Origin of the sequence: Acinetobacter sp. 1294243, from assembly GCF_000588015.1 — a bacterium.
GTDB lineage: Bacteria > Pseudomonadota > Gammaproteobacteria > Pseudomonadales > Moraxellaceae > Acinetobacter > Acinetobacter pittii.
In genome coordinates this window covers 1-16,414 of record NZ_JFXG01000003.1, presented here as the reverse complement: position 1 = coordinate 16,414, position 16,414 = coordinate 1, and the positions used below count along the sequence as shown (strand labels likewise).

Genomic DNA, 16,414 nt, shown 5'->3' with positions numbered 1-16,414 from the left:
ATCCACAAGTTTTTAAATTTGAATTTGTTAAGCCTCAGCTCTACCATTAACTTGAATTTGTTACGATTTCAAAATGGTATGAAAAGGCGAATTTTTGCACTCGTAGATGTGAACAATTGCTATGCAAGCATTGAGCGTTTCTTTAACCCCCAGCTTAATAATAGGCCGGTCATAGTTTTGTCGAATAATGACGGCTGTGCCGTTGCTCGTAGCGCGGAAGCTAAAGCTATTGGAATTAAGATGGGTGAACCACTATTTAAAATAATTGATCTGGTTAAGCGTAACAATGTAGCCGTACTTTCAAGCAACTACCCCGTCTATGCAGAGATGAGCAAGCGATTTCATGCAATCTTAAAACAGTTTGTTGCCCCACATGAACATGAAACATATAGCATTGATGAAGCTTTCTTAGAGCTAACAGCATACGAATATAAATATGATTTAAATGCTTATGCAAAGTTAATGAAAGACAGAGTTTTTATGTGGATTGGTCTACCGGTTTGTGTTGGTATTGGCAGATCTAAAACAGAAGCAAAAATTGCCAATCATCTTGCTAAAACTTATCCGAATTTTAACGGCGTTTGTAACCTTGTTTCCTTTCAAGAAAACATTCGCAACTTACTTTATAAACAGACAAAAGTTTCGGAAGTTTGGGGTGTGGGGAGGCAGCATTCTAGAAAGTTAGAAGCGATGGGAATAAATACCGTATTTGATTTGATGATGGCAAATCCGTATCACATCGAATCTTTATTTAGCGTTGTAATGAAAAGAACTGTTCTTGAGCTAAACGGAATTGCATGCATCGAAATAGAAGATACACCACCAACAAGAAAACAAATCATTTCATCAAGAGCATTTAAACAAAAGATTATTGATAAAGATGATCTAAAGGAAGCTATTGCCAGAAGGACGCAAGAAGCTTTTACAAGGGCTAGAAAAGATCAAGTGTTGTGTGGCTGTATCGTAGCATTTGCTCACTCAAGCCCGTTCGATGTGAATAAGCCTTTTTATAAAGGCGAGTTATCACAATCATTTAGTGTTCCGACAGATGACGTAAGACGCTTGGTAAAGGCTTCAACTTCAATGATTGATTATATCTATAGATATGGAGTGGATTTTAAAAAATGCGGGGTGGTTTTGACTGCGCTAGAAAGCAAAAATTCTTATACTTATGACTTGCTGACAGACTATAGTGATTTAGAAAAAACTGAAAATTTAATGTGTGCAATAGAATGTATTCAAGAGAAATACGGAAAATATAAACTCGGGTTCGGTGGGAGCATGTATCAAAATCGAGTCTGGTCGATGTCTCAAAATCTTAAATCGAATAATTATTTTACTCTTGAAGGCATGCTAAAGATTAATAATTAGATGCTCATAATAGGCGCAAAACTTGATATAAAATGCCAATCAATAATTTAGCAATAAAATTTACTGTATTATTAGTTTTCAATAAGTTAAAAACTTTATAGAAATTTGGCCATAAACTCGAGAGAATTTGGCCAAATTTTTTATTGGCACAAAATGTCAATTAACAACACACTGTACGCAAATGCTGACTCTAATATTATTTTTGATCGTATAGGCTGTGCAGCCAGATAATAGAATACACAGCAATAACGCCCTAAACATCGATCGGAACCATGTCGACCGTTTGACCAGCCAATTCATGATGACAGTCAGATAAAAATTGAATCTTCCCCTCAGTCAAAAACAGATGGCATCGGCTTTCTGGGGAATGATCATTAACAAGTAATGAAGGGGTAAATGTTGGCTTTTCAACATCACCATTAAAGTTCCAAATACTACCATTATGATGTGCGCCCTCTTTTACATGGAAGGGATGTAAATATTTGCAACCGGGGCACTTAAACATATAGATGCCGCTGCTCCAGTATTCTAAATATGGAGTGAGCTCAGTTACTGTTTCTGCTTGAGTCATTTAGATCACCACTCGATTAGCAATCCAACCGTAAAAAAATTGCTCTTGGCTTTTATTCCGCTCACAAATCTCGATATAGCGTTGTCCTTGCATAATATTAAGTACACGGACTAATACCTTTTCACCTTCTTTGCCCCGCTTGGCTAAAAATGTTTTAAGTGCATTTAAAGTAGCTGGACCATAAACCCCATCTACTGATAAGTCAGACCAGCCCGCTTTACCCTGATTGTTTAGCAAGTTCAATGCACGTTGCAATAGAGGCTTTGCGAATCCAGTACCACAGTTCACACCAGTATCTAATAGTTCTTCAGCTACAGCAGAGCTAATTGTATTCACCTGATCAAAACGCGGAGCTGTCCAATAGTTTTTGCGATAAATAGACTTGGCGACATCAAGCGGCAAATCTTTCATGTTTCCTTTAAATCCGTTTGCTCGAGCAACTGCTTCAGTAATACCGTATTTAGTTGCACCACCTCGATCAGCAGGGTTATTTACATAACCACCTTCACGCTTGATTAGTTCTTCAAGATATTGTTCGATGTTCATTTCAATTTTCCTCAGATAATAAAAAACCGCCCGAAGGCGGTATTTAAGGTTGAATAGTTACTGATGATTTGAATCTTCAGTTTCTTTCTTTTGTTTATTGGTAGATCCAAAATAGAAGGCAATCACAGCACTTGATAACCCAAGCAACGTGCCTAGTGACACGTTTAATAAATCACGGTTTTTGTCTGGATATTCAATAAAGAACAAGCCAAGAACACAGAGGAATGACATAGCAATTACCATGTATGCCAAATATGTCCGGGTGTTTTCACTACTCATCACCATCACCTTTTAAACGTTTTTTAGTCAGCTCGTATTGCTTTGTTTGAAGCTTATGAATCTCGTCCTTACGCTTCTCATCTCGTTTTTTGAAATAAAGATTTGTTAGGTAGGTTGCTATACCGATTAAGATTGAAAAGACAACGGCCCAATCAATTTTGCCTATTACACCGATCAAGCTGCCTCCTACTACATAGCCATAAGTGAATTTTGTTGCAGTCGCGGCAGCCGTACTTGCAGCTGCTTCTACAACACTATTTGTTTGATCGTTCATGCATGCCTTCCTCCAGATCTTGGGCAATAAAAAAGCACCCTTTTGGGTGCTCTAAGTTCTTTCAAAGTATTAAAGGGTTTGTAAGATTTTCCCTCCATTTATCAATTGTGTCGTTAGTGGTGCTACTCCAACAATTGCGGTACCACCCGCTCCTGGTTGGCCTTCAGTTGTACCATGATATTGCCAGTTCCATGTCCCATCATTGGTAGACTTAGTACCACGTTGGCCCCAGCCTCCTCCATCACCAGATAAAGGTGATACATAACGACCATCATTAGGAGTTCTATATCCCTTACCTGGAATCTCAGCTTCAGCATCTGTAACTTTAACAACCAATAAATAACCCCCTTCGAGATACCAACGCCAGTCCTGAGTATCATTGTAGATTGGCTGTCCAGTCATAACTCGACCAAACGGTGCTCCAGCTCCACCAGGAACACCTTGAACTCCATAATTCAGCCCCGTGTAAATACCACTTGGTGTAGCCCCACCACCTGAGCCCCCCCGAGCCAATGTTCCGCCATCTATGATCAGGTTCAATTTACTATGCCGGTTCATTAAACCCGGTGCGCCCTGAAACCCATCACGGCGGGCTTTAGCAAAGTTGTAATCTGGGTCATTTGATAGTCCTGCATATGCTAAATGTGGTAACCCTCCATCGCCACCGCGCCCTACAACAGAACCTTTGATCGTAAGATTTACGGTAAGACCAGAAGGAAACTCTCCAGTATCAATCGCTGGTAACTCAGGTGCAGCAGGAACAATAAATTCAAGGTTCTGTCTGTCATAATCAAATTTATAAACCATTCGTGTTTCAGGTCTAAGAGAACTAGAACTCGAAACCAAAGCACCAGCTTCAACAATAAAGCTAATTTCACCAGTTGTTGGCAAATCACCTCTTTGCATCTGATATAGACGTGCAAGATTAATATCTAACTGGTCATATCGAATGTAAATCGGTGAATCATCAACTGGCACGTCAATAAAGTCTTTATCGTTGAGGTAATAACGCACATCGTAATTGACTGCAGTAATCGTATTTGAGAACTTATCAACCGGATCTTTCTTAGCAACCAGATAAGGTAATGAATCCTTTGTATCATCATTAACAACCGTATAAATGGTATTAACAAAATCATCAGAACTTAGTTTGAGTGCACCGTTTGGCAAACGTCCTAAGATCATCTTATTCTTAGCTGATCCAGCAGTAACAGGAATTAGATCAACGCTGCCATCTCCCATTTGCAGATAAATCACATAACTCTTGCCTGCAATGAAATCGACATCATGGCTTAGGGTAAGAATTAATCCCTCTTGCTGAACTACATCACCGCTTTGATGAATACCATTTCGATAATCCGCTACTGCAATCCGGTCACGTAAAACCAGTAATTCTGATTCTGGTGCCGCATCAAAGGTAATGGATTTGCGCTGGAAGCGAAGCTTGTTCCAAAGCCGGTACGCATTAAAATGAGCTTGCCACTTGTTACGCACACCTACAGATTTCACCTCTTTGGGGTTCTTGGCCCCTTTATCCGGTAGATAGATATTGATACGACTATCGTCGGTCGGATCCGTGTATTCATAGATCAGTCCGTCGTAGTCATCCATCACGCCAAAGGTCAGGTCATGCTTGTAACTATCCGGAATGATATTCCTGAAGTTAAACAGCATTACCGAGTTATCAGTTGGACGTTCAAAATAAAGCTTGAGCTTATTATTTTGCCGATATGCAGTACAAAACACGGCATCACAAAGATTGGTGACCAGCTCTTCAAAAGACAGGTTTGTATCATCAATCGTAGTACAGAACTCAGCCGCAAGTGGTGTACCAAAATAATCAACTACATCGTTATAAGTCCGATAGATATTTTCCAGATCTATTTCGTCGATCGTACGGCGGCCTATCTTGTCATCCAGTGCCATTGAAACCAATGCATCAGCAAAGCTTGATGTTGGAAATAGCTCTGTCGTCATTGCGCCGTTTTTAAAAGTCGGTAACATCCGCTGAAGATCAAAATTGATCTTGCGGGACTTAACAGATAAAGCTCCAGTGGTTGCATAAGTGCGCGCACGAAAAACCGTTTCATGTTCATACACTGTGCTTTGCAAAGGATAAGCACCATAAAGCGCCTGCCACTTTACTTCATCTACTACCGTTGTAACCGCCGGTGTTGGTGTTAAACGACGTGCACGGACACTACAGCGACCTTGAAATGTCACCATATCCAGCGTTGCGCCAACTGTCTGACGTGACTTTGCCGAACCCTTTAGAATGATCTGCTTTAGCATTGGATTACCAATGGCTGCACCCGATTCATTTACCGGCGTTACTTCTACTTCAATCGTGACGTTTACAGCTCCCTGATTTCCACCTGAAGAAACTGTGTAAAGTCCATTTGTGGCCACAAAGTTACATAGCACCCGACTTCGTTCGACATTGTCCAGAATGAATGGACCAATCCACTTTTCACCTATTGAACTGATCTTTGGTGATAAAGCTGCTGTTTGCTGGGCACTTAACTCTTTAACTTTTAACCAGTTAGCATTAACGGCCGCCGGATTTGATAACGTCATTCGATCATCAGCTACCGATAGAACACTGTAAGTACCGTTTAAATCATAAGTCTGGCCGTTAAACGTGAATGAGGCATTCGTGATTTCTACGCGGTCATTACTTACAAACTTAGTGGTTAAATCTGTGTTGTTTGCCGTTGCCCGAAGAATCTCGTTTGGATATGCAAAATGAAGGTAGTTCGTACCTTCTAAAGATTGTGTATCAGCAGGACGTAAAACTTGGCCATTAACAGAAGTTTGATGCTGAACTGTTAAGGGTGGAGTTGTAATTTCGGTACCAAGCGAGAAATATGGCTCACCCGAGACAATATCGACACCCGGTCGAAAGACTTCTACCGATGCGCCGGCAATATCAACAATGTTGGTTTCACCGTCATATGCACCGTTAATTTTATAGTGACCACGACCAATACAACCAACAACATGCTCTACTTCGACATTGTTTTCATATACCTTGTAAGGCACAGTAATCAGATCAGGGGTATCGTGAGCGGCACCATAAATATCTGCGATACGACCATTTACGCGAGTTTTATTTTCACGGTTTGATAATTCGTTATTTGCAGACGAGGATTGATTGTTATTCTGGTTGGTTTGGGTAATTGAGGGCACAGGCATTAATAATGCAACAGCCACACCCATAACTATAGAAGCAACCGCTATCCAAGCTAGAGTTATGGGGTCTATACCCTTGGGATTCTCAATTACAATGAAAGTGCCTGGCAAGAAATCGAGCTGCTTTAATTCATATGCATTCTTCGGTGTGACTTCATTCGCAAATGAAATTTCCGCATGATCCATATTGCTTATGGTATGAAAAATACGGACATGCTCAGGCATATGGTCATATTTTGAAGTAAGCCATTGACCCAAAGTTTCAGCGTGTTCAATTGTTTTGTCTTCGGATAAAGGGTCTTGTTTATAAATAATCTTAATCATAGAAACTCACACGATTAAATCCAAATGCTTGAACGACTTGAATTGGCATCCATGAAACGCCTGATTCCTGCAAATGCAAAATACGCCCCAAACGAAAAAGCCCCACATGTGGGGGCTTGTTTCGGTATCTAGAGTGAAAGGCGACTATGCAGCCTTCCTTGGGCATGGGCAATGGATTTAGTAACTTCAATCTTGATGGCAGAAATACCTTCTCTTTGACGGGCTTCATAAAAAACTCAAGCGCCTCTCCTCGATCAATATCATATAGATCCATTGCAGCTTCATGCGCGAAGTGAACACAGTTGTAGTGTTCCTCGTCATATTGCTTATCGAGCAAATGATCGTGACTCTTCATATAGCCCCCTTCAAACCACTAAAACGATCAAGCGAAAAGATATCTCCAGTCTTCGCAGTATTTAATCTTGGTGATTCAGCCTTGAATGTCACAGCTTTATGGTTCATTGCAACACTGGAGAGTTGCAGTCCGAGTAAATAAAACATTGGAGAATTCAGATTGTCTGAACTGTAAATCCGGTAATTTACTGTTGGCTTTACATCGGGATATTGGCCTTCGATTACCCGTTCAAACTCATCCGGCATTACATCCCCTAAACCAGATATAGAGACTGTTAATGTCTGGTCCAGATCACCCAGCATTCCGGATCTTTGAATAGATGCTGGCAAAAATTCATAATAGACCTGACCGGATCCCTCCTTATGTTGAACATAAACACCTCGGTCATCATTACGGACTATTCGGTATGTATTCATAAAAGAAGGATGAGAAAGCTCAATACACTCCAATTGATAGACATCAACTTTCCGATTGAAAAAGAATTTGGCATATTCGTTATCCATTAGACCTCCCAATCCTTAATCAAAGCGATATCGGCAGTAAGGTTAGGCTGGTTTTGAACAACTTCGAGCTGTGCATTTACCCGGTAAAGGTTGCCATTCACTTCATTGGTCTTGAACGAGTTTGGAATGAAATTGCATAGATATTGCTGACGTGCTCCCTGATCAATCACCAGATCCGCATAAAATGAAGCTGGCTTATTCTGATAGATCCGCCAGAAGGCCATCATTTTATTGAAATCGGTTTTACTTAAATTCCAGTTCACATCAACAATGTGGCTATTACGTTTTACATCGATGTAATAGCGACCACGTCCGCCATCCATCTGCTGACGTTTCACATCATCACCTGGTGTTACGCCATAGCCGCTGGTCTGAGGATTTAGCTTTAACTTGTACATAACTTTCCTTCAGGTAATAAAAAAACCACCCCGAAAGGTGGTTTTATTGATTAACGGTTTCGTCTTGCAGTTGTATTCTCACTCAAAGAGCGGCTAATTAGAGAGTTTGGATTTTTAATATCCTCGCTTACTAATCGTGGTACCGCTTTTGGAAGTTGCTTATCTAGTTCTTCCTTGACGATGATTCGGACTGTTTTCTCATCCAGTTTTTCAGCTTCAACAGTAGCCCCACTCACATGATTAATGACTTCAATTTTAAAATTGATTGTCGGTGAAATAGACTCAATTGAAGGCATAAACTCAGCTTGAGGGCGCGGAGATTGACCTGAGGTAAAGTCCTGCACATCTTCAAGATTTGTTCGATCCTGAACTAAACCATTGGATGAGAAGTAGACCTTGCCATCGTGGAATAGATCAGAACTGGCCGAAGAAGAAGCGATAGGTACGCTTCTATTACCCTTATAAATAATCTGAGTATCTTGAACCGGTTGATTAAAGATATCAGATTGCTTTTGGCTTTCTATAAAGGCATTAGAGCTCATCATTGCACGGCGCATGACACTATCTGCTGAGGCATTATTATTGAGAAAAGCTTCAGGGTTTGCACTCTTACGCATTTTCTCAACTAAACCAACTCCCCCCCAGCGTTTAATGTCTTCTTGGGACCAGACCACCTCTCCTTTGTGCACAATGCCTGCTGGAGTATGTTTAAGCCCATTTCCTGTATAGCCGCCATCAGAGAAGCCGGCTATAGTTTGTCCAGCGATTAGACCAACATTCGCCATCCCCATCCCAAGCACAAGGTTGGCTGCTGTTGATTTGCTAATTACATCCAAATACCACGGACTTGCTAGAATCTGGTTATACGCCTGTAACGCGCTAATTGTGGCTGAGCCAATTGCGAATGCTTGCTGTGCTATATACATGCCCTTGTATATACCAGATTGCTCGCCCGCTGCATTTTTAACAATTCCAGTCATATTTGACCAGTAGCCACTAAGCTGACTTGTTAAGCTACTAAGTTGCCCCAATTGGGTTTCAAAAAGTGAGCTATTCAGGTCCCGTTCATCTTGAGCATATTTTTCATCCAGTGCTTTTCTGGATTGTAAATATTGCTCTCGCGCTGCCAATAATTGCGAGTTCCTCTGTTCCTCATCAGCAATTAGATTAATACCATTAATTTGGTCTATATATGTATTTAATAGCCCTCCTGCATCAGTTGAATACCGATTTTGCAAATCCCATTGAGCATACTCTCGCGGGTCATTTTGTTGAAATACTTGTTGTGAAGCATTAAAACCGCTCTGAAAAACCTTATCTGATGCGCTATCTAAAGTCTGAAATTGCCCCATATTATTAGCGCTAAGCAACCCAGCTTTTAGTTTGGCATCTCTAACTTTTTCAATCTCTTTTAACTCGGCTTGATACCGCCTTACTGCTAGCTCAGTCTCGCCCATGTATGAGCTTTTCGCCTCAAGTAACTGTTTTTCACGAGCCAACTCTATAAGCTCAAGTTCTTGCTGCTTTTGCAATTTCAGGCCATCTAAAGCAACCTTTCTTTGATCTTCAGAGAGTTTGCCTTCAGCAACTAATCGCAAAGAATTAGTTTCATATGTGTAATCAAGCTTTTGTTCTTCAGTCCACTTATAACCATTTACTTCAAAATCAAATTGCTTCTGAGCTAACTTGTCTTCAGCATCATAACGCTCATTAATTTTTGGGATTAAATTTGATTGACCTAAAATGGTTGCTTTGTTGATTTCCTCCTCACGTTTTTTGCTTCTAGCAACTGTTTCTGAATCATATGTTGCTTGGAGCTGCTTAACTTCCTCAAGAGTTTTAGCACGTGCCTTATATGCTTCATCTTCGAACTTCGAAAGATCGCCGATTGCTTTTGAGGCTGCTTCGGGGTTATCTCCTAAAATTTTACTAAGCTGATTATAGTAAGAGTCTTGTTTGGCTAAATGCTGTGAAGCTTTAGCTTTGCCAAGCTTTTTCCCGTCATAGTCCCAGCCAACAAAATTTTTGGCAACAATTCTCTCTAAACTTCGATAGTCTAAATCGTCATTAAGAAGAGCTGCTTTAGATTTACTATAACTTTTGTCGGTCATCGCCTCTTGCACAGCATGTTTAGCCATTGCATCCAATGCATCTTGAGTTTGCTGGATTTTACCGTTTTTATCCAAGACTCCTTGCCCTTGTAAAGACTGCATTAATTTAGTTGAGCGACTTTTTTGCCATGATAAAAATCCTGTGTTGGTATAACCATTATTGGCATCTTTGTGACTACCAAACATTGCCTCATTTCTAAAATCAGTCTCTCGTCCAACTTGAGCTGTCATTACACGAGCTTGTTTATCGCCTAAGCCTGCATTACGGAAGGATTGGTAAACCCGAAGCATATTTCTCACTCGCTCATCATTTCCAGCAAGTAGAACAGCTTGTTTGGCAAACTCTTTGGTTTGTTTTTCAACCTCTTTTGTTTGCTTTCTGCTAGATTCGGTAATACTTTCTTGTAAGTCCTTGGCTTCCTTCTGCTTCTTATACCAAGCCTCAAAAATTGCAGCTTCCTGACTAGTTAAACTTCTAGTCATCGGAATTTTATTGTCGGTATAAAACTCTGATGCCGCACGCGCCTTATCAAGACCCTTTTCGCCACCACCAAATGCCTTAGTGTTTTTTATAAGAAAATCATTTTTCAGAATATCTTTGTTGGCGTTGTCTCGTAACTTATTTAACTTTTCTTGTGCAGCGACTTGGTTATTTAATTCATTTGTTTCTCCTTGTTGAGCACCAAGTACAGTTTGATGTTGTTTTAGGTACTCATTACGTAAGTCGTTTTGTTTCTTCAGCTCAGCATTAGCCTGATTCAACGCAATTTTAGACTGATCCGTTTTAGTAGCATAATCCTGTAACCCCTTGATATTTTCAGCAGGAACTTTGGCAGTACTGTTGAACTTACTCACAGCATCAGTTGCTGAAATTTGATTTAAAGAATATGCCTGGATTACCTTATTCAACGATTTAACTTGTTCTTCGCTACCACCATTTAACCGAATGAATTCTACTTGTGCTCGTAATGAATCAAGCATTTGTGTTTTCATGTCAGTGAAATTTTGAGTAGCGACTTTTGTTAAGTTTGTTTGAATTGTTAATTGCTTAATTGATTCGGCCGTTACCTCAACATGTTGTCCAGAAGTAGCATTTAAGAGTTTTAGAGCAGTATTACCCTGCTCAATCTTATTTTTAGATTCTGCTACCGCACTAGAGAACTCAATGAGTTTATCAATTTGGTTCTGACTAAAACGACCAGATGAAATCATCTTTTTTAAGAGATCACCTGCATCGCTTGCACCTGTAGCAATAGACTTAATGGCATTTTGATAATCTTCATAATCACTGCCAGATAATTTAAATAATTCCTTTTGGATATAAGCAAAACGTTTGATAGCTCCACTAGCATCATCAATTGCATCATTTTGCTGCTCAATCTCTTTGCGTAACCGCACACCCTCTGTTAATGCTTGCACAGTATTTAACTTTATGTACTTATCTGTTAAATCACTAACCGAGTCAGATTGTGTTGCAAGAGACTCTTTGACTTCATCCGAACTGCTGCTTAGTAAATAGAAAGATGCGGCTGTTGCTGCAATTGCTAAACCCATTGGGCTAAAAATCGCCATAAGCGCTGACTTTGCCAAAGCTAAACGACTTGTAGCAACAGATTGCGCTGTTAAGGCTGCTGATAATCTTGCAGATGATGCTGATTGAGCTGTTTCTGCGGCAGCAACCTCTAACGCAACTTGAGCTTGTAATCGTCCAAGCTGAGCCATTCGTGTGATGGTAGCCGTGCGACCTTGTTCAGTGATTTGGGCTTTTAAACGAACTTTTTCGAGTTCTATTTCTGCCATGATCTGAGCATGAGTAGCTTTGATGTTCGTTAGTGTCACCTGCGTACTTTGTGCTTCGGCAAGCGCAGATTCCACCTCAGCTTTTGCTGCTGCAATATTTGCATTACGTTCAGCAATTGTGGCAAACACTTGTTTGGTTGACGCAGCAATACTCGCTTGTACAGCAACCGTTTTTGTTAAAACGGCTTTTGTCATTAAGCCAATACCTATGGCAAATGCACTGTCTGCAATTAAATTCAAATTATTTGCTAATAACTGAATCGATCCTGATAAAGCCTGTGCTGCTCCGCTTCCTTTACCAGCCTCTCCTACAAATTTAGTAATTTCATTATTAAGTAGAGTTAATGATTGACCAATTGTAATGTCAGTTTTAGCAAAAAGAGTATCAACTTCATCTTGGACATTTCTAAGTGCTTTCACGATTTCTTGTGAAGTAATTTTTCCTTCAGCCGCAACTGAACGCAACTCTCCTACGGTGATCCCCATGCCTTGAGCAATAGCCTTTGCTAGAGCTGGTGTTTGTTCCATAACTGAGTTGAGTTCTTCACCACGTAATGTACCGCTTGCCAAAGCCTGCCCAAATTGTACTAAAGCTGCATCAGCTGCTTCTGCACTTGCACCACTAATTGCTACAGCTTTAGAAACTGTTTCAGTTAAACGTGCTGTGTCATCCATAGTTAAATTCAGTGTTTTAGCATTGTCACTAAAGCGTTGATATACCTGTAATACAGAATCCCAAGCTGAATAGGTTTTTTGAGCAATTCGGAAAGTGTCTTCCGTTGCTTTATTTAGTTCAACTTGATTGTTAGTGACTAACTTAAGGCGATTTTGTAATCCAGTATATGTATCCATCTTTGAAATGGCTGAACCTACTGTTAATAAACCAGCCATGTGTCCAGCAAGTTGACGCGTAGCGACAGACAAACCATCCATAGACTTCGTGGCAAAGTCTCCCTTGCGCTCAATGCTATCTAATTCATTGCCTAGATTACGCGCATTTCGCTCTGCATTTTTTGCATCAATTACAATGACGAGACGTGATTCTTGTGCCATTTTACTTTCCTCTAGGCAATAAAAAACCGACCATTTATAGGTCGGTTTTAGGCTTTAATCGCTGCAATGATTTCTGGTAATTTCCAGATTAGGATTGGTATGGAAATTATGAATGATGACTTACATGCATCCCACCAATTATATTTTTCTTTCATCGAATGACCTCAATCAATTTGGCAGTTGCATTAAGTATGTTTGAAAACTGCCAAATCAAAATGCCAAGCAAAACAGATCCTGTTACTTTCCAGTAGCCATGTTCTTTCATAATTACCTCTACTTTTTGCACAATTACTGCTATAATTTCAGGCATAGATTGTATTTCTCCTTAATCTTGCTCCGGTTAAGTTGTAAAAAACCCCGATGTTGACGCATCGGGGTTTTGTTTTTGGTATTAAAAAAGCACCCTAGGGTGCTTTTTTAATACCAAGAAAATTATAATTTTGAAGCATCTGCACTTGCTTTACTATTAGGGTAGTAACTCACACTAACCTGAGCAAATGAAATACTTGCAATTGCAATTCGGCTTAACTCAATAGTAGTGCTATTAGTTTTCCAAGTTACAGTCTTTTCATCACTAAACTGAGGTTTTCCATATTTTTGACTAAGCAACTTATTTAATGAGGCAAATTGCAGATTAATAATTCCAGCACTCTCTTTTTCATTGCTAGTAATTATTGTCTCTATTAGATGATCTGAATTATCAAAAATAAAATTAACCGTATATTTACTTTTATCAATTTCTAGATCTTCTATCTGCACCTTACTTAAACCAGAGTCATATTTCTTTGGTTTAATAATTTGCGCCTTACCTTTTTCAGCCTTGACCACCTGTTCGGGATTCATTCCCCACTGAGTATTGCTGTAACCAAGCCCTTTAGCTAAAGCTATTACAGGAAATAAAACCAATGCCAATAATAAAATAAGTTTTTTCATATTAATCACTACAATTTAATACTTAATAAAATAAGAACACCCATGCCCTGAGTGCTCATGTTAATTACCAATTATTATCGACTTGTTGCTTAACCACATCAGTCTTATATTGTTGAACTACTTCTTTAAGTTTTGCATCAATTCGTTGCTGATGCTCAAGAATCAATATTGGTCTTTCTTGTCCAATATTATTAATTCCACCCTGAACATACGTTAATGAGGTTGCAGTTATGTCCGATATAAATACGCGAGCCTTATTGTCTTTTGTATCTATTTGAATAGTAAAATTAACCTTGTCTTTGCCGAAAGCACCACAATCAATAAACCCACTGCAAGGAAAAGGAATATTTCCTTTGCCAATAATACGTCCTGACGCCTTATCTTGATATTGAATTACATTGTTTGCTGACTTAAACGACCTAGCAATCCAAACTTTTGATTGTTCAAATAATTGATCTTTAGTTTTACCACCAACATCAACAACTTCAACTATATCTGTCATAGGTTTATCTGTAGGTGTTGGCATTGATACGCACCCTACCAAGCCGAATCCAAGAAATCCCGCCATTAAAACCTTTTTCATAATGTAATCCATTTGTTATAAAGTGTACTAACTTTAACAAACTGATCATTAAATGTCACATAAAGCAAGACCACCCGAAGGTGGTCTTTTAAATCAGGCTATGCATGTAAAAGTTTTTCAGCACCAGCAGCCAAGAAAGCCGATCGAGTAGTATATCTCTTACCTTTACCTACATTCTCATCAATTTTACGAATCAAACGGCTTGGTAAAGTAACATTGATTTTTTCTGGTTTACCCAGATAACGACTAACATCAACTTCGGTAACCGCCCAGATCATTCCTTTATATTTAGGATCATCGACAAATTTAACTAGTTCGGAAGCTAATGGGATTTCCTCACCATCTTCAGCCAATATTTCTAAATGGCCTGAAATAGCTTCTTTAACATTCTCAATAGCTTCTTCAAGTGTGTCACCAGCACTAAAACAACCTGGAATATCAGGAACAGTGACACCAAATGCCTCAGTATCTGATCCTCGTTCAATTGCAATTGGATATAACATCTCAACACTCCATGCCCTTGGCATAAACATATCGCCCACTGCGTTATGATTAGTTGTAAGGGATATAGTATTTAAAGTCGGGAAACAGCGGGTCAATTTAGACCCGCTTGTTTCAAAATGCTTTTAACAGTTCCGTTTGGTAAATCCTTTTTAGGATGTGGGATTGTAACTAACCCCTTTTTGGTTGGGTGTTTAAAGTGATGATGACTTCCTGAAACCCTAACCTCATACCAACCATCTGCTTCAATCATTTTGATTAAATCCAGACTTTTCACACCAATCCCTTATTAACTTGATGAGATAATAATAACCCTAGAGTTATTATATGTAAATAACTCTAGGGTTACTTTTTTGAGGACTTGGAATTTATTTTTTTATGGGCTTCATCTAAAAACAAGTTATCCAATGCAAAAATACAGTCATTAAAGATATGAGCAGCTACTGGTAAATCATTATGCTCTGCATAGACATTGATTGCCTGCTGATCTAAAGATAACGGGATGCCCTGCTCATACCGTCTGGATCGGCATATGGTGCTAAATGCCGAAAGAATGGAATCAGCCGCATAAGAATACTCTGGCGGATCAGGAATACGACCACCTAAGAACTTGATTTGTTCGATTTCGTGCGGCGTTTTCGACGCATACGTTTTTTGGTATTTGTAGAGCTCGATGACTTTCCCAGAATTAAAGCCTTGTCCTTGTCGGCTTCTTCCTGAATCTTCTGGGCCTGTTCTTTAATGAATAGCCAGATTGAAATACCAATATCACCAAGATTAAGAAGCTTTGAGGCATTCTCAGGTGTATATGGTTTTTCGGTCTCAACAGTTTTACCGTCTACGATTTCGGCAAATACCACACCTTTCCAGTCTTCAATTAAGTGGGCAGCACATGCATCCATTAAAAGCTCGTGGTAAAGCTTGGCATTTTCATCTTTGACCATCACATCATAGCCTTTAGACGAGATCTGATTTCCTGCTCGTTCAATAGCTACCTGAAAAGGCTTATAAGCGATACCACGGACTTTGAACTCTGCCTGTACCTCTCCATCAGCACCTTTGTATTCGCACCATTTTGATACGTCCGAGCTTTTAATAATTCCGACTTTTAAAGCCATAGCAACCTCTAATTTTTAGAAATAAAAAAGCCCATGGGATTCCATAGGCTTTGTTACTGAATAAGTTGATTACACAAGAGCACGTACAATCGTTGGACTGGTACGCACTTGGGCAAAATTGATATCTACAGTAATGATGTCATCTCCACCACCATCCGGATGATTTGCTTCCTTGACTTCAAGCTGTGGGAAATTAAATGAGTATTTACTTCCCTTGCTATCGGTAATATCAAAGGTCAGCGTAAATACATCACGAGTCTTGATTGCATCAATCCAAGCAGCAGATGTTGCTGAGAACATGAAATTGGCATTTACACCAATATCCATCATTTTTTCTAAGTAGAACTCAGGCGTGTACTTACCAGAACCGATACAACGGATCGCTTCCAGATTATTATTAAAGTTGATGGTGAGTGTCTGCAGACAAGCTTTACCTTGAATTGACTGACCATTAATAAGTAGCTTTTCAACGTTTGGCATACTCACTAGAGGGCGAGTCGAT

17 protein-coding genes are annotated in these 16,414 nt (G+C 39.6%); 1 reads left to right on the top strand and 16 read right to left on the bottom strand.

What is annotated here, in order from left to right; translation table 11 throughout:
• Positions 1 to 78: 78 nt before the first annotated feature.
• The gene (locus J655_RS09675) at positions 79 to 1,371 is read left to right on the top strand and encodes a Y-family DNA polymerase (RefSeq protein WP_025467510.1); all 1,293 of its coding nucleotides are present in this window, start codon (positions 79 to 81) and stop codon (positions 1,369 to 1,371) included.
• Between the two features lie 253 nt (positions 1,372 to 1,624).
• Here the strand turns inward: J655_RS09675 and J655_RS09670 are convergent, their stop codons facing one another.
• The 16 genes from J655_RS09670 to J655_RS25400 form a co-directional block, all read right to left on the bottom strand.
• Positions 1,625 to 1,942 carry a DUF6527 family protein gene (locus J655_RS09670; protein ID WP_032052313.1) on the bottom strand — a complete coding sequence of 106 codons (318 nt, stop codon included), beginning with the start codon at positions 1,940 to 1,942 and terminating at the stop codon, positions 1,625 to 1,627.
• Positions 1,943 to 2,488: a glycoside hydrolase family 108 protein gene (locus J655_RS09665; RefSeq protein ID WP_032052312.1), complete on the bottom strand. Its 546-nt coding sequence runs from the start codon at positions 2,486 to 2,488 to the stop codon at positions 1,943 to 1,945. It lies immediately after the preceding gene.
• A gap of 57 nt (positions 2,489 to 2,545) precedes the next feature.
• A complete protein-coding gene (locus J655_RS0104305) occupies positions 2,546 to 2,767 on the bottom strand; it encodes a hypothetical protein (RefSeq protein WP_032052311.1) in 222 nt (73 codons plus the stop codon).
• Positions 2,760 to 3,041 (bottom strand): phage holin, encoded by a 282-nt coding sequence (locus J655_RS09660; RefSeq protein ID WP_032052310.1) that lies wholly within the window; start codon positions 3,039 to 3,041, stop codon positions 2,760 to 2,762. The genes J655_RS0104305 and J655_RS09660 overlap by 8 nt, the downstream gene beginning before the upstream one ends.
• A 69-nt stretch (positions 3,042 to 3,110) precedes the next feature.
• Entirely contained in the window at positions 3,111 to 6,557 is a 3,447-nt protein-coding gene (locus J655_RS09655) for a host specificity factor TipJ family phage tail protein (protein WP_032052309.1), read from the bottom strand.
• The gene (locus tag J655_RS0104300) at positions 6,550 to 6,912 is read right to left on the bottom strand and encodes a hypothetical protein (protein WP_000835156.1); all 363 of its coding nucleotides are present in this window, start codon (positions 6,910 to 6,912) and stop codon (positions 6,550 to 6,552) included. Before J655_RS0104300 ends, J655_RS09655 begins: the two co-directional genes overlap by 8 nt.
• Positions 6,909 to 7,415, bottom strand: coding sequence for a DUF1833 family protein (locus J655_RS09650; RefSeq protein ID WP_000368381.1), 507 nt, complete (start codon positions 7,413 to 7,415; stop codon positions 6,909 to 6,911). The genes J655_RS0104300 and J655_RS09650 overlap by 4 nt, the downstream gene beginning before the upstream one ends.
• Complete coding sequence (locus J655_RS09645; protein WP_000277438.1) at positions 7,415 to 7,813, bottom strand: hypothetical protein; 399 nt, start codon at positions 7,811 to 7,813, stop codon at positions 7,415 to 7,417. The genes J655_RS09650 and J655_RS09645 overlap by 1 nt, the downstream gene beginning before the upstream one ends.
• Before the next feature lie 50 nt (positions 7,814 to 7,863).
• Positions 7,864 to 12,777 (bottom strand): tape measure protein, encoded by a 4,914-nt coding sequence (locus J655_RS09640; RefSeq protein WP_032052308.1) that lies wholly within the window; start codon positions 12,775 to 12,777, stop codon positions 7,864 to 7,866.
• A gap of 151 nt (positions 12,778 to 12,928) precedes the next feature.
• A complete protein-coding gene (locus J655_RS25295) occupies positions 12,929 to 13,087 on the bottom strand; it encodes a hypothetical protein (RefSeq protein ID WP_004793704.1) in 159 nt (52 codons plus the stop codon).
• 122 nt (positions 13,088 to 13,209) lie between these two features.
• On the bottom strand, positions 13,210 to 13,710 hold the full coding sequence (locus tag J655_RS09635) for a hypothetical protein (RefSeq protein ID WP_004793705.1): 501 nt from the start codon (positions 13,708 to 13,710) through the stop codon (positions 13,210 to 13,212).
• Positions 13,711 to 13,774: 64 nt separating this feature from the next.
• Positions 13,775 to 14,293, bottom strand: coding sequence for a DUF4468 domain-containing protein (locus J655_RS09630; RefSeq protein WP_004793706.1), 519 nt, complete (start codon positions 14,291 to 14,293; stop codon positions 13,775 to 13,777).
• Between the two features lie 98 nt (positions 14,294 to 14,391).
• The gene (locus tag J655_RS09625; protein WP_032052307.1) at positions 14,392 to 14,796 is read right to left on the bottom strand and encodes a type II toxin-antitoxin system HicB family antitoxin; all 405 of its coding nucleotides are present in this window, start codon (positions 14,794 to 14,796) and stop codon (positions 14,392 to 14,394) included.
• Positions 14,797 to 14,888: 92 nt separating this feature from the next.
• Complete coding sequence (locus J655_RS09620; RefSeq protein WP_000838146.1) at positions 14,889 to 15,071, bottom strand: type II toxin-antitoxin system HicA family toxin; 183 nt, start codon at positions 15,069 to 15,071, stop codon at positions 14,889 to 14,891.
• Positions 15,072 to 15,396: 325 nt separating this feature from the next.
• Entirely contained in the window at positions 15,397 to 15,912 is a 516-nt protein-coding gene (locus J655_RS09615; protein WP_032052306.1) for a hypothetical protein, read from the bottom strand.
• A gap of 69 nt (positions 15,913 to 15,981) precedes the next feature.
• On the bottom strand, positions 15,982 to 16,414 hold a 433-nt coding region (locus J655_RS25400; protein WP_032052305.1), incomplete at its 5' end, for a phage tail tube protein.